A 23556-nucleotide genomic window follows, 5' to 3' on the forward strand; every position below is an offset into this window, starting at 1 on the left:
CTCCACCAAACTCCACCAACAATAACTATTGAAGGATTGGAGCTATGGGCATGTGTAATAGTTTTGCTACGTCTAACGTACTTGTTGTTTGCTCTTGATCCCTCTGCGTTACTCATCTACTTGTAACGCTGTTTGGGGAGTGGTGGGAAGCGAATAATAAAAATAGGCTGCGCCGAATGTTTTCGGTGCAGCCTATTTTATAAGGTGGATCATACGCTCTTGGGCGTATGATCCATGGGAGTTTTTAGTTTTCTGAAAGCTTCTCTTTCAATGCGGCCAATTCGCCGAGATCACCGAGAGTGGCTTTCTCTACAGCCTGTGCCGGGTTGGCAGCTTCGGCTGCAGCTTCCTTCTGAGCAGCTTTGGCTTCAGCCTTGCGCTCTGCATTGGCTTCGCGCTGAGCTGCTTTCTGCTCATCTTCGAATACACGGCTATGAGATACGATGATACGCTTGGCATCCTTGTTGAATTCGATAACCTTGAAAGGCAACTTCTCTTCGAGCACAGCCTGTGAACCGTCCTCCTTCACCATATGCTTCGGAGTGGCAAAGCCTTCCACACCGTAAGGCAGTGAAACGACAGCTCCCTTGTCCATCACCTCGATTACCGTTCCTTCGTGGATAGATCCTACGGTGAATACCGTCTCGAATACATCCCAAGGATTCTCTTCTAGCTGCTTGTGGCCCAGGCTGAGACGACGGTTTTCCTTGTCGATCTCGATTACCTGAACTTCGATATCAGCACCTACTTCCGTAAATTCGCTGGGGTGTTTGATCTTCTTCGTCCAAGAAAGGTCAGAGATATGAATCAAGCCGTCCACGCCCTCTTCGATCTCAACAAATACACCGAAATTGGTGAAGTTGCGAACACGGGCATGGTGACGAGAACCTACGGGGAAACGAGTCTCGATATCTGCCCAGGGATCCGGCTTGAGTTGCTTCAGACCAAGCGACATCTTGCGCTCTTCTCGATCGAGTGTCAGGATCACAGCCTCCACTTCGTCGCCTACATGCAGGAAGTCCTGAGCAGAACGCAAGTGCTGCGTCCATGACATTTCGCTCACGTGGATAAGACCTTCAACTCCCTGTGCAATCTCAACGAAAGCACCGTAATCGGCCATCACCACTACTTTACCTTTCACCTTGTCGCCCACCTTGAGTTCGCTATCGAGAGCATCCCATGGATGAGGCATCAGCTGCTTCAGACCGAGGGCGATACGCTTGCGATCTTCATCGAAGTCGAGGATAACGACATTGATCTTCTGATCCAGCTGTACGATTTCTTCCGGATGAGCCACACGACCCCAAGAAAGGTCCGTGATGTGGATAAGACCATCCACACCGCCGAGGTCGATAAACACACCGTAAGAAGTGATATTCTTGACGATACCTTCGAGTACCTGTCCTTTTTCGAGCTTGCCGATGATTTCTTTCTTCTGTTGTTCGAGCTCTGCTTCGATAAGCACCTTGTGAGAAACGACTACGTTCTTGTATTCTTGATTGATCTTCACAATCTTGAATTCCATCGTCTTGTCAACGAATGCATCGTAGTCGCGAATGGGGCGCACGTCGATCTGCGATCCCGGGAGGAAAGCCTCGATGCCGAATACATCGACGATCATACCACCCTTGGTACGACACTTCACATAGCCCTTTACGATTTCGTCTTTTTCGAGAGCCTCGTTCACACGCTCCCAAGAACGTGCTGCACGAGCTTTGCGGTGAGACAAGACGAGCTGACCCTTCTTATCTTCCTGATTCTCGATGTAAACTTCCACTTCCTCACCCACTTTCAGGTCCGGATTGTAGCGGAATTCCGTTGCAGGTACCACACCTTCCGATTTGTACCCTACGTTGATAACCACCTCACGCTTGTTGATAGCAGTTACCGTACCCATCACCACTTCTTTTTCCTTGATGGTGTTGAGGGTTTTGTCATAAGCAGCCTCCTGCTCCTGACGGCTCACGGCAGCTTTGGCACCACCGGCTTCAAACTCTTCCCAGTTGAAATCCTCTCTGGGCTGAATGTTCTTTAAGTTCTCCATTTGTTTTTAAAAATCGTTTTGTTGCTAATAGATTGGACATTATATGGTCATATCTCTCAAAAGCGCTGCAAATTTACAACAACTTTTCGTTACTCTCCTCATTGAGATCGACATATCTATCATAATCGCACACAGTCGATTAAGAAACTCACCTTATCCGTCTTCTATTTCGAAAACGAAACAGCTCTGCGAATGAAGTTCCAACCGCCACATTCGGGAAGGTATCACCCAATTTTATCCGCTCTTGCTCCCATAAGAAAATCCGACAGAGTATGAGAAATGGCAATCCGATGGTTTTGGCACGAAAATTTTCCGACACTACGCTCCGAAAAACGTGGCTCGAGAAAATTTTCGCTTTGGCGCGGGAAGTAAAAAATTCCCGAACCAAAACGAAAAAATTCCGGTTCCACTTTTTCAGGAAACACGCGTAAGAATCGCAGCGATTGCGGTTCGCAAACCATGAGATGGCAAATGGCATGGGACCGCAAGATGCGGCCTCCTATCCATTTCGCTTCGGAACAGCCGGCATCACCATAAAGCGCGCCCCTTTCATTCGACCCTCTCGCCTGATATCTCGCCTACACAACATTCCATGCGTAAACCGTACCAATCGAATCAATGGATGCAAATCAGAGAAACAGCCACACAGAGTGTTTTTGCCCTCTCTCTGGAGATAGCCCCTACTCCGCTATTATATATAGCATGCTTGAGAATGGGCGAAGGAAGGGATATCTTGTCCGAGAAAAATACAGCCCCATACCATATTATATACTATTTTTGCGGAGAAATTGGGGTGTTTCGGCCTTTTACAAAAGAATGACAGGCCATTACTCTCTGAATCCGATCCGCCGATGATCAAATCCACCGCCGGCCGGCAGAGGGGCTTCAGTCTCCGATTCTATCTCTGAGATACAGCAAAAAGAATGTCACAAAAGAACAAGAAGCGGTCTTCGGCCTTTTTCCATTCGAGGTTTTTGGCCATTATGAGTATTACTGTTGTGCTCTTCCTTTTGGGGGCCATCGGCATTATCGAGTTTATCGGCAGAGGAATAGGCAATTCCGTGAGAGAAGACCTCTCCTTCAATCTGCTATTATCCTCCGACATGGATGAAACGCAGATACAAGAGCTACAACGACAGATAGTGGCCACACCCTTCGTCAAAGATGTCAGCTATATCTCTGCCGATCAAGCCCTCGAGGAGATGAAAAAAGAACTGGGCGAAGACGATCCGGCTAAGATGCTCGGCTATAATCCCCTACAGGCGGAAATGTGCGTTCACCTCAAGGCCCAATACACCCATCCGGACAGTCTGAAAGCGATCGACTCAGCCATTCGGACATGGGATGGAGTGGACAATCTGCAATACAGGGCAGATATGTTCGACATAGTACACCGCAATACACGCCGCATCGGTCTCGTACTACTCATCCTGGCAGCCTTGCTTCTTCTGATCAGCTATATACAGATCAATAATACCACCCGCTTGCTCATCTATTCGAAGCGATTCAGCATCCGTACCATGACGCTGGTGGGTGCCACACCTCGCTTTATCCGCAAGCCCTTCGTCCGCTACAGCATGCTCAATGGACTCGTGGCCGCTTTGCTTGCCATCGTGCTCCTGGGCATAGCCCTATACGCAACTGATGAATATGCTTTGAACAAGAGTTTGCGCCCCTACCTCACAGTGGAAAACCTCCTGATCATAGCCGGAGGCATGCTGCTTGTGGGCATACTGATATCTGCTTTTTCGGCACGTGCTGCAACGAACAAATACATCCGTATGGATGGGGGCAAGATGCACCTCGTATAGGGGGCAGGGAATATTGACAAACCAACTAAGACAATCAAACAGCATACTATGCTTTTCGGGAAAAAGAACTTTATCTTGATGGGGGTATCCGCTATCCTCATTATTCTGGGCTTCATATTGATGTCAGGGGGAGGGTCAGCCGACCAAGTAAGCTTCAATCCGGATATTTTCAGTGCCAAGCGGATACAGATAGCCCCGTGGGTGAGCATGGCCGGCTTCGTCCTGATGGTATATGCCATCATGGTATCGCCGGAGAAAAAAGACAACCGCAAGTAACCCTCCTAAAGCGGACTCTTCTGACGATCAGGCTGCGACTGCACATCGCGGTCAAGTAATTTAATACCTGTTCCGACGAAGAAGTCGCCATCTTCCCGCAAGACAATATGACCATACTACAAGCCATCGTTTTAGCCATCGTAGAGGGCCTAACCGAGTTTCTTCCGGTGTCTTCCACCGGACATATGATTATCGCCGAAGGTATAATGGGCATAGAGAGCACTTCCTTTGTCAAAGCCTTCACTGTGATGATACAGTTCGGAGCCATCCTATCCGTTCTGGTACTATACCGGAAGCGTTTTTTCTGTTTTCCCGTGGCACCACGAGCCTTAGGCCAAGGCAAAGGGGTGGAATTTCTGAGCCGGTTCGATCTCTATTGGAAGCTACTGATCGCACTCGTTCCGGCCGTTATCCTGGGATTCCTGTTCGAGGACTGGGTGGATAGGATGCTGGGCAGTGTCTGGGTAGTGGCCGTCGTGCTATTCCTCGGTGGTATCTTCATGCTATTCGTCGATAAGCTGTTTGCCTCATCGGACCGGGAACTGGTCACATACCCCAAAGCATTAGTCATAGGGCTATTCCAATGTCTGGCCATATTCCTGCCCGGGCTCTCACGCTCGATGGCTACCATAGTCGGCGGCCAACAGCAAAAGCTAAGCCGCAAGGCAGCTGCGGAGTTTTCCTTCTTTCTGGCAGTACCTACGATGCTCGGTGCCACCCTGCTCAAGGCTTACAAGCTCTACAAGGAGGGCGGGATAGAGATTTTCAGAGAGCACATGACCGTGCTCCTCGTAGGCAATATCGTGGCCTTTATCGTAGCACTGGCTGCGATCAAGTTCTTCATCGGATTCCTCACCCGATATGGGTTCAAGGCATTCGGCTATTATCGTATCTTGGTTGGCGGTCTGCTTATCGTACTGATGCTCTCAGGAGTATCCTTAGCTGTCTGAATCGGAAACATGAAACAAATAGATCGTCCGCTCCACCTGCGCGAGGGCGAAGTGCTCTACTTCGACAAACCTCTGACATGGACTTCGTTCGACTTGGTCAATAAATTCCGCTATCGGGCTTGTCGTCGGATGGGGATCAAGAAGCTGCGCGTAGGGCATGCAGGCACATTGGATCCGCTGGCAACAGGCGTGATGATCCTGTGTACAGGGCGTGCCACGAAGCAAATCGATGTACTGCAGGCCGGCACGAAAGAGTACATTGCCACTATCAGACTGGGAGCCACGACACCGAGCTTCGACAAGGAAACCGAGCCGGACGCCTTCTTCCCGTACGAACATATCACGCACCAATCGGTTCTGGACATACTACCTCGATTCACGGGAACGATAGAACAAGTGCCTCCCGTGTTCTCGGCCGTTCGCGTGAACGGGAAACGTGCATACGATTTGGCACGTAAGGGGAAAGAGGTGGAGCTGAAAACCCGCACCTTGCAGATCGACGAGATCGAACTGCTGGAGTACGACCTCCCCCTGATCACGCTACGCATCGTATGCACCAAAGGCACTTACATACGTGCCTTGGCCCGCGACATAGCCGAAGCCCTCGGATCAGGGGGACATTTGGAGGCATTGCGCAGGACAAGAGTAGGCGATGCACGAATCGAAGACTGTCTTTCGACGGATGAGCTGGAACAATGGTTCGATCGTCTCGGTTTTGCTTATGAACCGGAGTTCGAACAAAAAGAGGCCGATCCATCCTCCATACCTGCAAGCAAAAAATAACTAACGGCAACATATATCGCTATGAAATTATCCAAGTTCAAATTCAATCTTCCGGACGAACTGATCGCGTTGGAGCCGACCAAGTTCCGCGACGAATCGCGGATGATGGTCGTACATCGTCGTACAGGAGAAATCGAACATCGCGTTTTCAAGGACATTCTGGAGTATTTCGACAAGGGTGATACCTTCGTCTTCAACAATACCCGTGTTTTTCCTGCTCGCCTCTATGGTAATAAAGAGAAAACCGGTGCTCAGATCGAGGTTTTCCTCCTCCGCGAACTGAATGAACGTCTGAAGCTGTGGGATGTCCTCGTGGATCCTGCCCGCAAAATACGTATAGGCAATAAGCTCTACTTCGGCAACGACGAAGAGCTGGTGGCAGAGGTAATAGACAATACGACCTCCCGAGGACGTACGCTGCGCTTCCTGTACGATGGCTCACATGAGGAGTTCAAGGAACTGCTTTTCCAATTGGGACAGACTCCTCTACCGAAGTACATCGATCGGGAAGTAAACGAGGAGGATCCGGAGAGGTATCAAAGCATATTTGCCGAAGTGGAAGGTGCCGTGGTGGCACCTGCTGCCAGTCTTCATTTCAGCCGCGAGCTGATGAAACGACTGGAGATCAAGGACTGCCGTTTTTCTTACATAACGGTACACCATGCTTTGGGGGCTTATCGCGACATCGATGTAGAAGATCTGACCAAGCACAAAATGGATAGCGAGGAGATGTATATCACGGAAGAGCCGTGCATAAACATCAACCGCTCGTGGGATGAAGAAAAGAAGATCTGCGCCGTAGGGACTTCCGTTCTTCGTGCTTTGGAAACGGCCGTGAGCACGGACGGTCATCTCAAGCCGTTCGAAGGTTGGACCAATCGCTTCATCTTTCCTCCATACGAATTCCATCTGCCCTCTGCTTTGGTTACGAACTTCCATATGCCACTCTCTACCCTACTGATGATGACAGCCGCTTTCGGAGGTCATGAGCTGATTATGAGTGCATACGACCTCGCTGTAAAAGAAAAGTATCGTTTCGGTGCTTATGGCGATGCCATGCTCATTATCGATTGAGTATGGGCATAGTATATCTTTCTTTGGGCAGCAACTTAGGCGATCGACACAGTTTGTTGTCTGCAGCGTTGGATATGCTACAAACGAGGGTGGGCAGACTGCTCACCCTTTCTCGGTTCTATGAAACCGAACCGTGGGGGTTCGAATCGCCTCATCCTTTCCTCAATGCGGTGGTGGCTTTGCGATCGAAGCTCAAACCACAGGACATTCTGCATATCACACAAGCCATCGAAAGGGAATTGGGTCGCACACAAAAAAGCAATGGAGGGATCTATCACGACCGTCCGATCGATATAGACATTCTATTGCATACCACATACCCGAAGGTACAATCGCCCGAACTGGAACTGCCCCACCCGCAAATGTGGCAACGGGACTTTGTACGTATGCCGCTATCGGATGTAGCTCCCTGGCTGCATCCGGACGAGCCGTCTCACGCCCTCTGACTTATTGAAAGAAATGAATGTAAACGACTTCGAGATAATGGCTCCTGTCGGTTCGTACGAATCGCTTATGGCAGCCATCAAAGCAGGAGCTGATTCCGTTTACTTCGGGATTGAAGGACTGAATATGCGCGCCCGATCTGCTAACAACTTCACCACGGAAGATCTGTACAAAATAGCAGAGATCTGCACAGAGAAGGGCGTAAAGAGCTATTTAACGGTGAACACTGTCATATACGATGAGGACATAGTACTCATGCGCTCCATTATCGACGCAGCACAAAAGGCACAGATATCTGCCATCATAGCTTCCGACGTGGCTGCGATGACGTATGCCAACGAGATCGGAGTAGAAGTGCACCTGTCCACTCAGCTCAATATCAGCAATGCGGAGGCTCTGCGCTTTTACTCACACTTTGCCGATGTGGTCGTATTGGCAAGAGAGCTGAATATGGATCAGGTGCGTACGATCCATGAGACCATCATCCGAGACAATATCTGCGGACCTAAAGGCCATCCCGTTCGCATAGAGATGTTCGCTCACGGTGCCCTGTGTATGGCTGTCTCGGGCAAGTGCTATCTAAGTCTGCACGAGCACAACAGCTCGGCCAACAGGGGTGCCTGTGCACAGATCTGCAGAAGGGGCTACACCGTCAAGGACAAGGATAGTGATCTGGAACTGGACATTGAGAACCAATACATCATGTCGCCGAAAGACCTGAAGACGATTCATTTCATCAATAAGATGATGGATGCCGGGGTACGAGTGTTCAAGATAGAAGGACGGGCACGTGGCCCCGAATACGTCTATACGGTCTGCCGGAGCTACAAGGAAGCGATCGAAGCATACTGCAACGGCACCTATGACAAGGAAGCTATAGATCGGTGGGACGAACAATTAGCTACCGTATTCAACCGAGGTTTTTGGGATGGATACTACCTCGGACAGCGACTCGGCGAATGGACGCATCTATACGGTTCAGGAGCTACCCGCCAGAAAATATATGTAGGCAAAGGGATCAAATACTTCAGCCGTCTCGGTGTGGCTGAATTCGAGATAGAGTCCGGCGAACTGCATGTAGGCGATGAGATTGTGATCACAGGCCCTACGACAGGTGTGATCATCCAAAGAGTAGAAGAGATCCGGTACGAACTGCAAACCGTGCAAAAAGCGACAAAGGGGCAACGCATCTCCATCCCGGTAAAGGAGAAAGTACGGCCATCGGACAAACTATACCGATTCGACAAAAGAGAAGAATAATAAGATGTAGGGAAGAACGTGAATTTTCACTTATCGATCCCGACAAAACCTAACGATATGAAAGAGAAAGAATATTTTTTCTCCCTCGACATGAAGGTGAGAGATTATGAATGTGACTTGCAAGGTGTGGTGAATAACAGCAACTATCAGCGCTATATGGAGCACACCCGCCATGAGTTCTGGGAAAGCCTCGGAGACAATTTCGGCCAAATGCACGAGAAAGGGCTCGATGCTTTCGTTTACAAAGTGACGATAACGTTCAAACAGTCCTTGCGCAGTGGCGATCGCTTCCGCAGCTGTCTGACCTGCCACAAGAAAGGCCCCAAGCTCATCTTCTTGCAGGACATTATCAGGGAAGACGGTGTGATGGCGGCCTCTGGGGAAGTAGAAGTGGTAGCTGTACAAGATGGTGTGCTCACCCGTGGAGAGTATTTCGACGTGCTAATGAAAGACATCTTGTCCCAAACAGCCAAGTAGCAAACACGGAGCAAAGAGGAAGCCTACGAGTCACGACAGGCAGAGGCTTCCTCTTCTTGCTTATATCAGGATCAAGCCCTATGCTCATACTCCTTTCATGTGCCAAGACGATCGGTATGCCGAAACGTATACCATCGCATTTGACAAGTACTTCGCCGATCTTCCGGGAACAGAGTACGAAGATTGCTTTGGCCGCATCTTCCTGCGACATAGAAGAATTGTGCGGACTGCTCCGCATCAATAGAAAGCTGGCAGAAGAGAATCATCGACGCTGGCAGCACTTCTTCGATGAAGATTCGCCCACTGCTCCCGCGGCATTGGCTTATACGGGTATGGTTTTCAAGAAGCTTGCTCCCGCCAATTTCAGTGCTGACGATTGGCTTTATGCCTCCGAACATCTTCTTATCACCTCATTCCTCTATGGTCTTTTGCGACCGAGCGACATGATTCGTCCATACAGAATGGAGGGATTTGCGCATCTGGGGGCACCCGTTGAAGACGAGGTGTTCAACTTCTGGCGACCGCATCTAACAGATTTTCTGATCGAAAAGGTACGTGAAAAGGGCGGTGAGCTATGTTTTCTGGCAAGCGAAGAAATGAAAATGCTATTCGACTGGAAACGAGTAGAACAGGCTGTACGGGTAGTGACACCCCTCTTCAAAGTGCCACAACCCGATGGTGGTCTCAAGCAGATCGTCATCTATACGAAAATGGCACGCGGACTGATGGCGGCACACCTTCTCACTCGCCGATGCCGACATGTAGAAGAGATGCAGCTCTTTTCGCCCGAAGGTTTTGTCTTCCAACCGGAACTTTCGGACGAGAGCAACTATCTTTTTATAATGGAATAAGTAGGCTTTTACAGACAAGATCCGAACCTTTTTCCGTTCACAATGTTCTAATAGTGATTGAAGAGTTTCGGAGTCGGTCTTGCGCTACTCCGATACCAATTATTAAAAGACTTAATTACAATAAAAATCAGACGTTATGACTCACGAACTCGTTTCCCTGCCTTATGCGGTCGATGCACTGGCTCCTGTTATCAGCAAAGAAACAGTAGAATTTCACCACGGTAAGCACTTGAAGACTTACGTGGACAACCTCAATAAGCTCATTATCGGCACGGAATTTGAAAACGCAGACTTGAATACTATCGTACAAAAGAGCGAAGGCGGTATCTTCAACAACGCCGGCCAAACCCTCAACCACAATCTCTACTTCACACAGTTCCGTCCGGGCAAGGGAGGAGTACCGAAAGGCAAATTGGGAGAAGCTATCGATAAGCAATTCGGTTCGTTCGAAAAGTTCAAAGAAGAGTTCAATACGGCCGGTACTACTCTCTTCGGTTCAGGCTGGGTATGGCTTGCATCCGATGCCAATGGCAAACTCTCTATCGAAAAGGAGCCGAACGCAGGCAACCCCGTGCGCAAGGGATTGAATCCGTTGCTCGGATTCGATGTGTGGGAGCATGCATACTATTTGACTTACCAGAATCGTCGTGCAGACCACCTCAAAGATTTGTGGAGCATCGTTGACTGGGATATAGTAGAAGCTCGCTACTAAAAGACTAATAGGTGTGCTTCGCGCCACCACATAAGGAAGCCTCTGCCAAGCACCGTTCGGGTACTTCGCAAGAGGCTTTTTCTTTTGTTTTTGAATCTCGTTCAGGATGGTTAGTAAGGGTTTTACTCTTGATTCAAGAACGAAAATGTTACGCTTGGCAATCTCAGGCTTGATAAGCCGAAACTTATCTTGGATTAGTTCTGTGATCTCATTCTGTCCGAAAGAGATTTCCTCTGTATCAAGAGAAAAGCCTATCGAAACAAATACATACCTTTGAAATGTTTTTGAAGTATGGCCACAGCGAAATACGGCCATAGCATAATGCATACAGCATAGTAAGAAAATGATAATTCAGAAAAAGAATAATACGCCCGTTTGGAAGGAAATATTCACATGTGTAGAACTTCCCGAAAGGCTCGGCAAAGCGGAGGAGTTGGCCTATAATCTTTGGTGGTCATGGAATCCGCGTGCTACGAGCCTATTTGAGCGTATGGATCCGGATCTTTGGTTCGAAACGGACGGCAATCCGATCAAATTGCTTCGTTCTCTTTCGCTCAACCGTATCGATGCTCTCCTCAACGATACTGATTGGCTACAAGAGCTTGAAGATGTCTATACTGCCTGGCAGAGGTATATAGCGTCACCGTCAGACACCGATCGACCAAGCATAGCTTATTTCAGCATGGAATACGGTCTTAGCCACGTATTGAAGATTTATTCGGGTGGACTGGGTGTATTGGCAGGAGATTACCTCAAAGAGGCAAGTGATAGCAACGTACCGCTTACAGCAGTAGGTTTTCTCTATCGATACGGTTATTTCGACCAAAGGATCAGCGCAGATGGTCAGCAACTGGCCACCTATGACGCTCAGGACTTTCGTCTCCTACCGATACGACCGGTAAAGAATGAGAGTGGGCATCAGATCGTACTGGAAGTGCCTTTCTCCGATCATACGGTCTATTGTCATGTATGGCAGGTGAAAGTGGGACGGATAGATCTTTTTCTGATGGATACCGATCTGGACAAGAACAGCGAAGCCGACCGTCAGATCACTCACAACCTCTACGGAGGAGACTGGGAAAATCGCATGAAGCAGGAATATCTGCTCGGCATCGGTGGCATCATCCTGCTACAGCGTCTGGGTATCAACAAAGAAATCTTCCACATGAATGAAGGCCATGCGGCACTGATCAGTGCCCAACGTCTGGCCGACTATGTGGAACAAAAGGGATTGAGTTTCGACGTTGCGCTGGAAGTAGTCCGTTCCTCTTCGCTATATACGGTTCACACCCCTGTACCGGCGGGTCACGACTACTTCGATGAAGAGCTCTTGGGGCGTTACATGGGACATTTTCCTCGCCGCCTTGGAATCAGCTGGCAAGAGTTTATCGATATGGGACGAACAACACCGGGATCGAACGAGAAGTTTTCGATGAGTGTATTCGCCCTCCACACTTGTCAGGAAGCCAATGGAGTGAGCTATCTGCACGGAGTTGTTTCTCGCAGGATGTTTGCTCCCGTATGGCCAGGATTCTTTGCCGAAGAGCTACATGTGGGGCACGTGACCAACGGTGTACACCTTCCGACTTGGGCTTCTCCTGAGAGCCAAAATTTCTATGAACAGCACCTTGGCACCGATTTTCTCAGCCATCAGTCTGAAGAGTCTGCATGGGAAGCAATAGAACAAATCCCTTCCGAAGAAATATGGGATCTGCGCTCGAAGCTCAAGGACAATCTACTGCACCACATAGCGCATGATTATCGCAAACGATGGCTGCGACACAACGAGGATCCGATATGTTTCCCGGATGGATTGGACAATATTGAACCCAATACGCTCCTTATCGGTTTTGCACGCAGATTTGCAACCTATAAACGAGCGCACCTGCTCTTTACGGATTTAGAGCGACTATCGCGTCTGGTCAATAACCCCGAACGTCCCGTACGTTTTCTCTACGCGGGCAAAGCACACCCGGCTGACGGGGGTGGCCAAGGACTTATTAAACATATTACGGAGATCAGCCGTCGTCCCGAATTCCAAGGCAAAATCATTTTCTTGGAAAACTACGACATGCATCTGGCGTCCAAACTAATTGCCGGGGTCGATGTATGGCTCAACACCCCTACCCGACCACTCGAAGCATCAGGGACATCCGGACAAAAAGCCGAAATGAATGGTGTACTGAACTTCTCCGTACAAGACGGCTGGTGGTACGAGGGCTATAGACCGAATGCCGGCTGGGCACTGACTGACAAGTCTACTTATCGCGACCAGCAAATGCAGGATAAGCTCGATGCTCTTTCCATATATGACATTCTGGAACGAGAGATCATTCCTCTCTACTATGACAAGGAAGAGAAAAGCTACTCTGAAGGCTGGATACGGTACATACGTCGATCCATGATGTACATAGCACCACACTTTACGATGAGGAGAATGCTGGATGACTATTATGACAAGTTCTACAGACCACTTGCCCAACGTCATCGTTCGGTCAGTGCTTCTTCCTTTGCTTTGGCTTCGGAGATCGCCAATTGGAAGCAACAGACCGCAGCGCATTGGGATGAGATGCGAGTGGTACGAGTTGCCGCTTCCGGCTTCGGCCTTTGCTTCGAAGACAATCATACTACACAAACCCTTGAGGTGGAAATAGAAAAGGGCAACTTATCCACTGAGCTTAACGTTGAGCTGATTGTAACTTCCGATGACAATCAGGGAGGAGTCTCTTTAGTCCAAAATATTCCTCTCCTACTTTCCGAGCAATCGGCTGACAACAGATGGCAGAAGTATGTGATAAGTTGCAACTTGAAGAACCCCGGCCTGCATCGCGTAGCAATACGCATAACTCCCCATTCGGCACTTTTGCCCCATAAAATGGATTTTGCCTATGTCAGATGGGCAAGCATTTCATGAACCACTAAACATTTTGTCTCATCCTAATAGAATAAGGTATGTCTAATACGTATCGCAGATTTTGTATGATAGTAAGTATGGCAGCATTGTTCGGCTCCATCAGTTCGCTTGCAGCTTCGTGTAGTCAACGACCGAATAAGATACAGCAGTCTGTGGACAGCATTGCTCCAAGTGCATCGGCAGAAGAACCGGAGCTTGCTTTCCCATTACCGGATATACCGGTTTCAATAACAAGTCCGCAGGAACGGGCATCGTACTTCGTAAAGCATTATTGGGATGAATTCAACTTCACGGATTCAGCTTATCTCCGGAAGCCTCAAAATATGGAAATCAGTATCGCCAACTTTCTCGGTGTGGCTATCGCTCTTCCTGTTCATGAGGTAAAATCATCGATTATCTATCCGTTGGAGAAATCCTCCGGAGCATTGCTGGAGCTATTCATGAGATTTTATAAAAAGTACCTATACGAACCTAACTCTCCTATGCTCAATGAGGAGTATTATATTCCGGCAGTAGCTTTTTTGATGAAGTCGCCCAAAATATCCTACGCAGAACGAATACGTCTGAAAGAGCGATACGAGCTGATGCTGCGCAACCGGGTTGGCACAAAGGCGGAGGATTTCATTTACGAGCAAAGCAACGGCAGCCTGCATCGACTCAGTAACAGATTTACGCCCAACACCATACTTGTCTTTTACGAACCAGGATGCCATACTTGTTCCCAACTGATACGCGAACTACATCAGGATGATCAACTACGTAATTTAGTAGAAACCAAACAACTAAGCATTTTATTCATATATCCGGACAACGATAAAAATACATGGCTCTTGGGGCTTTCAGATTTTCCCGCTTTCGTAGAAGTAGGAATCAACAGCGATGGCAGTATAACTAATCAACAGCTGTACGATATCAAAGCCACTCCAACCATCTATCTACTTGGAAATAATGGATATGTAACTCTAAAAGACGCACAAATACAGGTTATAAAAGATTATTTGAAAGAGAAAAAAGAATAGCTTCAGTGTATAAACTAAATAGCATATACAAAGGGAAAAGATACCTGTCAATGAAGTCTATAGACCTTGGCAAACGAGATTTTAAGGAAGGATGCAGCTTCTGTAAAAGAATAATTTCTTTTAGCTTTTTGTCATAATACTCTATTATTAAATAAAGCGTTTTTGCTTCGATCTATAGCATATCAAAGACAAGGTAGAGGCCTTCTGAGTAGCATAATATTTGGTTATTCAAATTTATTAAGCTACATTTGTGTAGCGAATAGGCTATTGGAAACGTATAAAAATACACTTAGAAAAGTAAAACTATGAAGGTAAAGTACTTAATGCTCACATTCGTTGGAGCTATTGCACTGAATGCAAGTGCACAGGAAAATACTGTACCGGCAACGGGTCAGTTACCCGCCAAAAATGTTGCTTTCGCTCGCAACAAAGCAGGCAGCAATTGGTTCGTAACACTGCAGGGCGGTGTTGCAGCGCAGTTCCTCAATGACAACAACAACAAAGATTTTGTAGACCGCTTGGGTGCTGCCGGCTCTATTTCAGTTGGAAAATATCACAATCCATTCTTTGCAACCCGTTTGCAAATTAACGGAGCTCAGGCACACACGTTCCTTGGAAAAAATGCGGAACAAGAAATTAAGACCAATTTTGGCGCAGCTCACTTTGACTTCATGTTCGATGTGGTTAATTACTTTGCGCCATATCGCGAAAATCGTTTCTTCCATTTAATTCCATGGGTAGGTGTTGGTTACCAGCATAAATTCATTGGCAGCAAATGGAGTAAAGACAATGTCGAGTCTCTGACTGCCAACCTGGGTGTTATGATGGCTTTCAGATTAGGAAAACGCGTAGACTTTGTGATCGAAGCACAAGCAGCACACTCCAATCTCAACTTAAGCCGTGCTTTCAATGCCAAGCCGACTCCTATTTTCCAGGATCAGGAAGGACGTTATTACAATGGATTCCAAGGAATGGCGACAGCAGGTCTTAACTTCCGCTTGGGTGCTGTAGGCTTCAATGCCATCGAGCCCATGGACTACGCGCTTATCAACGATCTGAATGGTCAGATTAATCGCCTGCGCAGAGAAGTCGAAGAACTCTCCAAGCGTCCTGTATCATGTCCCGAATGCCCCGACGTTACACCCGTTACCAAGACAGAAAACAAGCTAACCGAGAAGGCTGTACTCTTCCGTTTCGACAGCTATGTTGTAGACAAAGACCAGCTTATCAATCTGTATGACGTAGCTCAGTTTGTAAAAGAAACCAACGAGCCGATTACTGTTGTAGGCTATGCTGATCCTACGGGTGACACTCAGTACAACGAAAGATTGTCTGAGCGTCGCGCAAAAGCCGTTGTTGATGTTCTGACGGGCAAGTATGGTGTGCCATCCGAACTGATCTCTGTAGAATGGAAGGGCGACACTACGCAACCGTTCAACAAGAAAGCTTGGAATCGCGTTGTAATCGTTCGCTCCAAGTAATTCATCTGAGACTTTTGTTGGATAATAAAAAAATGACATACAGAATTATGAAAGCTAAATCTTTATTATTAGCACTTGCGGGTCTCGCTTGTACGTTTAGTGCAACTGCCCAAGAAGCTACTACACAGAACAAAGCAGGAATGCACACAGCATTCCAACGTGATAAGGCCTCTGACCATTGGTTCATTGACTTAGCAGGAGGTGCCGGCATGGCTCTATCCGGATGGAATAACGATGTAGACATCATGGATCGTCTTAGCATTGTTCCTACATTCGGTATCGGTAAGTGGCATGAACCTTATTTCGCTACTCGCTTGCAATTCACCGGATTTGACATCTACGGATACACCCAAGGCAGCGAAGAGCGTAACCATAACTATTTTGGAAACGCTCACCTTGACTTCATGTTCGACCTGACGAACTATTTCGGAGTATACCGTCCAAACCGTGTTTTCCATATTATCCCTTGGGCGGGTGTGGGATTTGGTTACAAATTCCATAGCGAAAACGCAAATGGTGAAAAAATTGGAACCAAAGACGATATGACTGGAACGGTTAATGTTGGTTTGATGCTGAAATTCCGTCTCTCAAGAGTTGTAGACTTCAACATCGAAGGCCAAGCTTTTGCAGGCAAAATGAACTTCATCGGCACTAAGAGAGGAAAAGCAGACTTCCCGGTAATGGCTACAGCAGGCCTTACGTTCAACATGGGCAAGACAGAGTGGACAGAAATTATTCCTATGGACTATGCTATGGTAAACGACCTGAACAACCAGATCAACTCACTCCGCGCTCAAGTAGAAGAGTTGAGCCGTCGTCCGGTTTCATGCCCCGAATGTCCCGAGCCTACTCAGCCGACAGTTACTCGTGTTATAGTTGACAATGTGGTTTACTTCCGTCTCAACAGCGCGAAGATCGACCGCAACCAAGAAATCAATGTTTACAACACTGCTGAGTACGCAAAGACGAACAATGCTCCGATTAAGGTAGTCGGTTATGCAGACGAAAAGACCGGTACTGCCGCCTATAACATGAAGCTCTCTGAGCGTCGTGCAAAGGCTGTTGCCAAGATGCTTGAAAAGTACGGTGTTTCTGCTGACCGTATTACGATTGAATGGAAGGGATCATCTGAGCAAATCTACGAAGAGAACGCTTGGAACCGTATTGTAGTAATGTCTGCAGCGGAATAATCCAAAATATCCATACAGATTAATAAATGAAGCTGAGGCTGTCTCATCGTTAGACAGCCTCACTTTTTTATAGTCACCTGCTATCGCACATTGGAAGATAGTGAACACATTAATAGGCAACTCTCATACAATAGGCAGGGCAACCGCATCAAAAATCTCGAGAAAATACAAGTTGCTAATTTTCAAATGATTGCATTTCGGAGATTATACTCAAAGATAAAGAATGCACTCAAAACTATGATTGATAATCAGGCATCCTTGTCGGATTGCTCTGTGCTACTTTGGTCGCTGCGGAACGCCCTATGGCCGGAGCAGTCGGGTCGCACCACCGTCGGCATACTACGCTGTCTGATTCTACATTGAAAGACACGGCACTTCTCGCAAAACCTATCCCAGACAGTTCCTTTCGAGATTCCCTTGCTGCCGATTCTACCGGGTTGATGCAGCAGGACAGTGTGTATGACGATGAATTCGAATTGGAAGACATTGTCGAATACGAAGCCACCGACTCCATCGTCTTGCTCGGACAGAATCGTGCCTATCTTTTCGGCAAAAGCTATGTGAGCTATCAAAAGAGCCGCTTGGAGGCAAACTTCATGTATCTCAATACCGACAGCAGCACGGTTTATACTCGCTACGTCCTCGATACGGCCGGTTATCCGATGGCTTTCCCCGTTTTCAAGGATGGGGAGCAGTCGTTCGAAGCCAAGAACTTTACCTACAACTTCCGCACGGAAAAAGGGATTATCAGCGGAGTGATCACACAGCAGGGCGAAGGTTATCTGACCGCCGGTAAGACCAAGAAGATGCCCGACAATATCATGTTTATGCAAGGAGGGCGTTATACGACCTGCGACAATCATGATCATCCTCACTTCTATATCAATCTCTCCAAAGCAAAGGTGCATCCGGAGAAAGACATCGTCACCGGTCCGGTCAATCTGGTTATCGCCGATATGCCACTGCCTATCGGTCTTCCATTCGGCTATTTTCCCTTTTCCAACAAATACTCTTCCGGTATATTGATGCCTACGTATGGGGAGGACAATCGCTATGGATTCTATTTGAGGAACGGCGGATATTATTTTGCTTTCAGCGACTATATCGATTTGGCCTTGCGTGGGGAGATCTTTTCCAAAGGGTCATGGGGCATTTCAGCCCAATCGAAGTATAAGAAGAGATATAAGTACAGCGGTTCGTTCGAAGCCAATTATCTGGTATCGAAGTCCGGCGACAAATATATCCCCGGAGACTACAGCAAGACCACCAGCCTGAATGTCCGATGGACGCACAGTCAGGATCCGAAGGCCAATCCTTTGCAAACGTTGTCGGCCAATGTGAATTTTGCCACCGGCAGCTATTTCCAGAATTCACTGAACACCACCTACGATGTCAATGCCCGTACTGCTACGACACGGAGTTCGGCCGTGAGCTATTCGCGCAAGTTTCCGGGTACTCCCTTTTCTATTACAGGTAGCATGGATATCAGCCAGAACATGCGCGATACGACGGTGAGCCTTACCTTGCCGAACCTCTCGATCAATATGTCCACGCGCTATCCTTTCAAGCGGAATACCCGTGTGGGACCGGAGCGTTGGTATGAAAAGTTGAGTGTGGGCTATTCCGGTCAGCTTCGCAATAGTATTCTGACGCATGAGAAGAATTTGCTCCAAAGCGATCTCGTGCGTGACTGGAAGAATGGCATGCGTCACTCCGTACCTGTCAGTCTGACTGTTCCTTTGTTGGATTATATCAATCTGACCATGGGCGTTAACTACAATGAATGGTGGTACACGAAAGGTATCCGGAAGTCGTGGAACGAGGATAAGAAGGCCTTTTTACCTTCGGACACGACCTATAAATTCCGCAGACTGTACGATTACAGCTTGTCGGCAGGCTTATCTACCACACTGTACGGTATGTTCAAACCCTGGAAACCATTCTCCTTTGGAGGCAATCTGATTATGATCCGCCATCGCTTCACGCCTACTGTCAGCTTCTCCTATATGCCCGATTTTACCAAGCGCCGATATGGCTTTTGGGAGCATATCGAGCACACTGATCAGAGCGGAAAGCTGCATACGCTGCTCTATTCGCCCTATTCCGAACAGATATTCGGTGCACCCTCTATGGGTAATGCAGGATCGGTCAATTTCTCTTTTGACAATAACTTAGAGGCCAAGATCAAGTCCAAATCGGATTCGACAGGGATCAAGAAGATCAGCCTGATAGATCAGTTCACATGGTCTACATCCTATAATATGTTTGCCGATTCGATCCGATGGAACAATATCTCGGCTTCGCTGGCCCTTCGCTTCTCGAAGAGTTTTACGTTGCGTTTGTCCGGTCTGTTCGACCCCTATGTGACGAAATATTATGAGGGAGAAGATGGAAAGATCATTCCCTATAAGAGCAACGATCTGCGCATTTTTAACGGTAAGGGATTGGCACGCCTGATCAGTACGGGTACTTCTTTCAGCTATACGCTTAACAAAGAATCGCTCAGCGGGTTGCTGGCTCTTTTCAGTGGCAAAAGGGAACGGAAAGACGAAAAGAAGAGCGCGGAGGCTACCCCTCCTCCTGACGGAAACGATGCTGAAGAGATCCTTAAAGGAAGAAGTCCGCAGGGCGAAAGCGGAGGCTCGCTCCTCGAACGCAATCGTGAGGGTGGAACAGTGGATCAGGATGGTTACTTCACGTATTCAATCCCGTGGAGTCTGTCATTCGACTATAGCTGGAATATAGCTACGGACTATAACAGGTACAATGTCGATAAGATGGAGTATTACTATCGGGTAACGCAGAACCTGAGTTTCCGCGGCAATATCCAACCTACGCCGAATTGGAGTTTCGGATTCAATGCGAACTACAATTTCGACTTGAAGAAAATAACATCGCTCACCTGTAATATCACTCGTGATATGCACTGCTGGGCTATCTCTGCCAGTTTCATTCCCATAGGAGCATACAAGTCCTACAATTTCGTCATATCGGTGAAGAGTTCGCTCCTGCAAGATCTGAAGTACCAGCAGAGCAATCGCCCTATAACGAATACATGGTATTGAACATAGTAGACAAGAACATTCCACATCATCCACAATATGAATAGCTTTAGAGAAAGAAATTATCAGTTTGCTCCACCCGTAACGCAGAACCTGATCATCATCAATGCGATATTCTGGTTTGCTACTTATGTCCTCGGCGGACGATTCAATATCGATCTGAACGATACCTTGGGACTGCATTATTTCCAGGCAGGTAGTTTCAATCCTGTGCAGTTCGTTTCTTATATGTTCTTACACGCCGGCTTCTCGCATCTTTTCTTCAATATGTTTTCGCTCTGGATGTTCGGGCGGCTGATAGAGCAGTTCTGGGGGGCGAAGCGTTTCCTCATCTTCTATGTCATTTGTGGCCTTACGGCAGCATTGGCACAGCAGATCGTATGGGCAGTGGATCTGATGCCCATTGTGAATAGCCCGGCCGAATTCGTTCGCTTCCCGGATGGTGCGGAGATGCTCAAGAGTGCTTTCCTCAATTTACCCACGACGGTCGGTGCCTCCGGAGCAGTATTCGGATTGCTCCTGGCTTTCGGGATGCTCTTCCCCAATAGCGAGATCTATCTTTTCTTTATCCCTATTCCCATCAAAGCGAAGTGGTTCGTTATTGTATATGGACTTATAGAACTGTTTCTCGGTGTTGCACCGATGGCAGGCGGTAGCAATATCGCTCACTTTGCTCATCTGGGTGGGATGATAGGAGGTATTATTCTTATTCTCCTCTGGCGCAAGAAAGGAGAGATCGATGGGCCTTACAATTAGAGAATTGAGCCGACGCCTGAGGCTGGCAGACATGAATACTCGTCTGATGGTATTCACTGTTTTGATCTCTTTATTGGTTTGGCTTTCGCATGCTTTTTTGTCTCTTTTGGGGGCCGATCCGTATATCGTAGAACGGTGGCTTTGGTTGGCCCCCGATTTATATACCTTTTCGAGACATCCGTGGACGATATTCACGTATATGTGGCTGCACTCGGATCTATGGCATCTTTTCTTCAATATGCTGTGGCTTTACTGGTTCGGACAGCTTTTCCTGCGCTATCAGAATCCCAGGAGGCTGATCAGCGTCTATCTACTTGGCGGATTGGCGGGAGGATTGCTCTACGTATTGACAGTCTTAGTCGCCGATGCCTTTTCATTAGGCTTGTCTCATTTTCCTCTGATCGGAGCTTCTGCCAGCGTGATGGCCATTGTTTTCGGAATAGCTTTTTATGCTCGTTGGGAGCGAGTGAGTCTGTTATTCATCGGTCGGATCAGGCTGACGACATTGGCTCTCATCCTTTTCGGACTGGATGTGTTGCTATTAACGGGAGATAACTTCGGTGGCCACGTGGCACATATCGGGGGAGCAGGCTTCGGTGTATGGTTTGCCCTTTCATTGGCCGGGGGCAAAGACATTACAGTTTGGTTTCAGCGACTGCTCGACCGCTTGGCCGATTTTTTCAGTTCGTTCTTTGGCCCTCAAAAGAAATTTGCAAAGCCTCGCTTTCGGGTAAGAAGAACGCCCCATCCGGCATCTCCGAAAAACGATGCAAACCCAAAGGCTGAAGAAACAAAAGAAGCGGAGTCTTCCATAGATCAGATCCTGGATAAGATTCGCATATCGGGATATGCATCATTGACGGCCGAAGAGAAACGCCGTCTCTTTGACCAAAGCAAGCGTTTGTAAGTCGTCTGCATGAGATGAGTGAAAAAAAGAAGAAGAAGAAAGTAAGGGGCAAGATCGGAACGTTGCTCCATTCCGTTTCGGTGATTATCAATCTGGGGATTACGTTTTGCTATCTCTTGGCAGCTCTGTCGCCGCTTATCTCACCGGCCACGATCACGATACCGGCCTTCTTCGGTTTAGCTTTCCCAGTCTTCCTTGCTGCTCAGGTCGGGATGGTTGTATACTGGGTTCTGCGAGGCAAGATTGTTTGGTTTATAGGCAATGCCCTTTTGTTGCTTTGCACATGGGGCAACATCGACACCTATATACCGCTGCATCGAAAGGTAAAAGAATCCTCGATCCCAGAGTCACGTATCAAGGTGATGACTTATAATGTCAAGGGATTTGACTTTCGTGCTCACAATTCCGAGAATCCTAATCCTATCCTCAAATATATCAAAGGCAGCGGGGCTGACATCGTATGCTTGCAGGAGGCGGTACTCAGTCGGAAAAGTAATTCTCGGTATGTAGGCCTGCGTACTTTCAAGAAGTATCTTCCCGAATATCGCTACATGGAGCTGTCTCATGCCCGAGAAGATGGAAAAGGCAGTGGCCTTATGCTTCTATCCAAGTATCCCATTCTCGATGTGCGCCGCATCCCGTACGAATCCGCATTCAATGGCTCTGTAGCCTACACAGTTGATATACAAGGAAAAAAAGTCCTTGTCGTGAATAACCATTTGGAAAGTTTTCGACTGACGATGGCCGATGGGGTGGAATATCTGAAAATGGTACGAGAAGGAGAGGCCACAGCTCTCAGTCGGATGATGACGGCCAAGATGGGGCCGGCTTATGCGCTTCGTTCCGCCCAAGCTGATTCGGTAAGCAGTTATATCCGTCGCTCGGAGGCTGAACACGTGGTCGTATGCGGCGACTTTAATGATACTCCCATATCCTACACGCGCCACAAAATAGCATCGGGGCTGAAAGATGCATATTCCGATACAGGGCGCGGTCCGGGGTTTACTTTTAATCAGGGAGCTTTCAAAGTTCGTATTGATCATATCCTTTATTCTTCCGGCTTTCTTGCATACAATTGCACGGTAGACAAATCTATCCACGCTTCGGATCACTTTCCCGTTTGGTGTTATTTGGTCTTCAGATAGTTGTCATTCGTCCAAATCCGTCATTAGAAAAATGGCATATCCGAGATTCAGCGTGATGGAGGCGTGATGGGGATATGAAGAAAGCTACCGCCATTTCGTATATTTGAATGTACGACCAACAAATCTACGGAGATGAACAATAGCTTTCTATGCTCATGCGTCGGGACTTTACTCCCTCAAGTGCAATGGAGTTCAATACGAAGGTAACACGATTATCTTACATAGTTGTCCCTTAAAAAGCCCGAACAGGGCAACCGCATCAAATCTTTAGAAGCTTTTTGAGATAGTCTATATTGAGGGCGGCTTTGAACAACCTCTTCCGTAAGGATAGTTTGTCTTTGTGCCCGGATACAATGGCTAAAGCAAACTTTCTCAACGTGTTTGGATTGGTGGCTGAATA

At 47.8% G+C, this 23556-nt stretch carries 21 protein-coding genes and 1 pseudogene; 19 read left to right on the plus strand and 3 right to left on the minus strand.

The window, feature by feature from the left end; all coding sequences use genetic code 11:
* Positions 1-244: 244 nt before the first annotated feature.
* Positions 245-2044 (minus strand): 30S ribosomal protein S1, encoded by a 1800-nt coding sequence (rpsA, locus tag HQ50_RS09435; protein WP_039430045.1) that lies wholly within the window; start codon positions 2042-2044, stop codon positions 245-247.
* 148 nt (positions 2045-2192) lie between these two features.
* Positions 2193-2393: a hypothetical protein gene (locus HQ50_RS12260; protein ID WP_230587321.1), complete on the minus strand. Its 201-nt coding sequence runs from the start codon at positions 2391-2393 to the stop codon at positions 2193-2195.
* On the opposite strand from HQ50_RS12260, the gene HQ50_RS12265 reads away from it, so the two are divergent.
* The 19 genes from HQ50_RS12265 to HQ50_RS09525 all read left to right on the plus strand — a co-directional run bounded on the left by HQ50_RS12265 (position 2335) and on the right by HQ50_RS09525 (position 23156).
* On the plus strand, positions 2335-2475 hold the full coding sequence (locus HQ50_RS12265) for a DUF1661 domain-containing protein (protein WP_230587319.1): 141 nt from the start codon (positions 2335-2337) through the stop codon (positions 2473-2475). The two genes, HQ50_RS12260 and HQ50_RS12265, sit on opposite strands and share 59 nt — an antisense overlap.
* A gap of 492 nt (positions 2476-2967) precedes the next feature.
* The gene (locus HQ50_RS09440; RefSeq protein ID WP_039430048.1) at positions 2968-3855 is read left to right on the plus strand and encodes an ABC transporter permease; all 888 of its coding nucleotides are present in this window, start codon (positions 2968-2970) and stop codon (positions 3853-3855) included.
* Between the two features lie 48 nt (positions 3856-3903).
* Positions 3904-4131 carry a DUF3098 domain-containing protein gene (locus HQ50_RS09445; RefSeq protein ID WP_039418554.1) on the plus strand — a complete coding sequence of 76 codons (228 nt, stop codon included), beginning with the start codon at positions 3904-3906 and terminating at the stop codon, positions 4129-4131.
* 107 nt (positions 4132-4238) lie between these two features.
* Positions 4239-5081: an undecaprenyl-diphosphatase UppP gene (gene uppP / locus HQ50_RS09450; RefSeq protein ID WP_039418556.1), complete on the plus strand. Its 843-nt coding sequence runs from the start codon at positions 4239-4241 to the stop codon at positions 5079-5081.
* A gap of 9 nt (positions 5082-5090) precedes the next feature.
* Complete coding sequence (gene truB, locus HQ50_RS09455) at positions 5091-5864, plus strand: tRNA pseudouridine(55) synthase TruB (protein ID WP_018964432.1); 774 nt, start codon at positions 5091-5093, stop codon at positions 5862-5864.
* Positions 5865-5885: 21 nt separating this feature from the next.
* Positions 5886-6938, plus strand: a complete 1053-nt coding sequence (queA, locus tag HQ50_RS09460) for a tRNA preQ1(34) S-adenosylmethionine ribosyltransferase-isomerase QueA (RefSeq protein ID WP_018964433.1) — start codon at positions 5886-5888, stop codon at positions 6936-6938.
* Positions 6939-6940: 2 nt separating this feature from the next.
* The gene (gene folK, locus HQ50_RS09465; protein WP_018964434.1) at positions 6941-7384 is read left to right on the plus strand and encodes a 2-amino-4-hydroxy-6-hydroxymethyldihydropteridine diphosphokinase; all 444 of its coding nucleotides are present in this window, start codon (positions 6941-6943) and stop codon (positions 7382-7384) included.
* Between the two features lie 13 nt (positions 7385-7397).
* A complete protein-coding gene (locus HQ50_RS09470) occupies positions 7398-8642 on the plus strand; it encodes a U32 family peptidase (RefSeq protein WP_039430052.1) in 1245 nt (414 codons plus the stop codon).
* 57 nt (positions 8643-8699) lie between these two features.
* On the plus strand, positions 8700-9119 hold the full coding sequence (locus HQ50_RS09475) for a thioesterase family protein (protein ID WP_039418559.1): 420 nt from the start codon (positions 8700-8702) through the stop codon (positions 9117-9119).
* A gap of 80 nt (positions 9120-9199) precedes the next feature.
* Positions 9200-9970 (plus strand): peroxide stress protein YaaA, encoded by a 771-nt coding sequence (gene yaaA, locus HQ50_RS09480; protein ID WP_039418561.1) that lies wholly within the window; start codon positions 9200-9202, stop codon positions 9968-9970.
* A 136-nt stretch (positions 9971-10106) separates the two neighbouring features.
* Positions 10107-10682, plus strand: a complete 576-nt coding sequence (locus HQ50_RS09485) for a superoxide dismutase (RefSeq protein WP_018964438.1) — start codon at positions 10107-10109, stop codon at positions 10680-10682.
* Positions 10683-11025: 343 nt separating this feature from the next.
* Entirely contained in the window at positions 11026-13596 is a 2571-nt protein-coding gene (glgP, locus tag HQ50_RS09490; RefSeq protein ID WP_039430054.1) for an alpha-glucan family phosphorylase, read from the plus strand.
* A 77-nt stretch (positions 13597-13673) separates the two neighbouring features.
* Positions 13674-14615 carry a DUF5106 domain-containing protein gene (locus tag HQ50_RS09495; RefSeq protein ID WP_235317984.1) on the plus strand — a complete coding sequence of 314 codons (942 nt, stop codon included), beginning with the start codon at positions 13674-13676 and terminating at the stop codon, positions 14613-14615.
* Between the two features lie 305 nt (positions 14616-14920).
* The gene (locus tag HQ50_RS09500) at positions 14921-16096 is read left to right on the plus strand and encodes an OmpA family protein (protein WP_039418565.1); all 1176 of its coding nucleotides are present in this window, start codon (positions 14921-14923) and stop codon (positions 16094-16096) included.
* A 47-nt stretch (positions 16097-16143) separates the two neighbouring features.
* A complete protein-coding gene (locus HQ50_RS09505; protein ID WP_018964442.1) occupies positions 16144-17286 on the plus strand; it encodes an OmpA family protein in 1143 nt (380 codons plus the stop codon).
* Positions 17287-17588: 302 nt separating this feature from the next.
* Positions 17589-20351 carry a putative LPS assembly protein LptD gene (locus HQ50_RS09510; protein ID WP_235317986.1) on the plus strand — a complete coding sequence of 921 codons (2763 nt, stop codon included), beginning with the start codon at positions 17589-17591 and terminating at the stop codon, positions 20349-20351.
* Positions 20352-20387: 36 nt separating this feature from the next.
* Positions 20388-21104 (plus strand): rhomboid family intramembrane serine protease, encoded by a 717-nt coding sequence (locus tag HQ50_RS09515; protein ID WP_039426417.1) that lies wholly within the window; start codon positions 20388-20390, stop codon positions 21102-21104.
* Positions 21088-22011 carry a rhomboid family intramembrane serine protease gene (locus HQ50_RS09520; protein ID WP_018964446.1) on the plus strand — a complete coding sequence of 308 codons (924 nt, stop codon included), beginning with the start codon at positions 21088-21090 and terminating at the stop codon, positions 22009-22011. Before HQ50_RS09515 ends, HQ50_RS09520 begins: the two co-directional genes overlap by 17 nt.
* A 14-nt stretch (positions 22012-22025) precedes the next feature.
* The gene (locus tag HQ50_RS09525; RefSeq protein ID WP_039430058.1) at positions 22026-23156 is read left to right on the plus strand and encodes an endonuclease/exonuclease/phosphatase family protein; all 1131 of its coding nucleotides are present in this window, start codon (positions 22026-22028) and stop codon (positions 23154-23156) included.
* A 259-nt stretch (positions 23157-23415) separates the two neighbouring features.
* On the opposite strand, the pseudogene HQ50_RS11555 reads toward HQ50_RS09525, so the two are convergent.
* Positions 23416-23556: pseudogene (locus HQ50_RS11555) on the minus strand (ISAs1 family transposase); the annotation flags it as partial.

This window comes from Porphyromonas sp. COT-052 OH4946, from assembly GCF_000765965.1.
In the GTDB taxonomy this organism is placed as follows: domain Bacteria; phylum Bacteroidota; class Bacteroidia; order Bacteroidales; family Porphyromonadaceae; genus Porphyromonas; species Porphyromonas gulae.

Bases quoted from the DNA above. Each gene is read 5' to 3' on its own strand.
- rpsA (WP_039430045.1), bottom strand. From the start codon at position 2,044: ATGGAGAACTTAAAGAACATTCAGCCCAGAGAGGATTTCAACTGGGAA.
- HQ50_RS12265 (WP_230587319.1), top strand. From the start codon at position 2,335: ATGGTTTTGGCACGAAAATTTTCCGACACTACGCTCCGAAAAACGTGG.
- HQ50_RS09440 (WP_039430048.1), top strand. From the start codon at position 2,968: ATGTCACAAAAGAACAAGAAGCGGTCTTCGGCCTTTTTCCATTCGAGG.
- HQ50_RS09445 (WP_039418554.1), top strand. From the start codon at position 3,904: ATGCTTTTCGGGAAAAAGAACTTTATCTTGATGGGGGTATCCGCTATC.
- uppP (WP_039418556.1), top strand. From the start codon at position 4,239: ATGACCATACTACAAGCCATCGTTTTAGCCATCGTAGAGGGCCTAACC.
- truB (WP_018964432.1), top strand. From the start codon at position 5,091: ATGAAACAAATAGATCGTCCGCTCCACCTGCGCGAGGGCGAAGTGCTC.
- queA (WP_018964433.1), top strand. From the start codon at position 5,886: ATGAAATTATCCAAGTTCAAATTCAATCTTCCGGACGAACTGATCGCG.
- folK (WP_018964434.1), top strand. From the start codon at position 6,941: ATGGGCATAGTATATCTTTCTTTGGGCAGCAACTTAGGCGATCGACAC.
- HQ50_RS09470 (WP_039430052.1), top strand. From the start codon at position 7,398: ATGAATGTAAACGACTTCGAGATAATGGCTCCTGTCGGTTCGTACGAA.
- HQ50_RS09475 (WP_039418559.1), top strand. From the start codon at position 8,700: ATGAAAGAGAAAGAATATTTTTTCTCCCTCGACATGAAGGTGAGAGAT.
- yaaA (WP_039418561.1), top strand. From the start codon at position 9,200: ATGCTCATACTCCTTTCATGTGCCAAGACGATCGGTATGCCGAAACGT.
- HQ50_RS09485 (WP_018964438.1), top strand. From the start codon at position 10,107: ATGACTCACGAACTCGTTTCCCTGCCTTATGCGGTCGATGCACTGGCT.
- glgP (WP_039430054.1), top strand. From the start codon at position 11,026: ATGATAATTCAGAAAAAGAATAATACGCCCGTTTGGAAGGAAATATTC.
- HQ50_RS09495 (WP_235317984.1), top strand. From the start codon at position 13,674: ATGGCAGCATTGTTCGGCTCCATCAGTTCGCTTGCAGCTTCGTGTAGT.
- HQ50_RS09500 (WP_039418565.1), top strand. From the start codon at position 14,921: ATGAAGGTAAAGTACTTAATGCTCACATTCGTTGGAGCTATTGCACTG.
- HQ50_RS09505 (WP_018964442.1), top strand. From the start codon at position 16,144: ATGAAAGCTAAATCTTTATTATTAGCACTTGCGGGTCTCGCTTGTACG.
- HQ50_RS09510 (WP_235317986.1), top strand. From the start codon at position 17,589: ATGGCCGGAGCAGTCGGGTCGCACCACCGTCGGCATACTACGCTGTCT.
- HQ50_RS09515 (WP_039426417.1), top strand. From the start codon at position 20,388: ATGAATAGCTTTAGAGAAAGAAATTATCAGTTTGCTCCACCCGTAACG.
- HQ50_RS09520 (WP_018964446.1), top strand. From the start codon at position 21,088: ATGGGCCTTACAATTAGAGAATTGAGCCGACGCCTGAGGCTGGCAGAC.
- HQ50_RS09525 (WP_039430058.1), top strand. From the start codon at position 22,026: ATGAGTGAAAAAAAGAAGAAGAAGAAAGTAAGGGGCAAGATCGGAACG.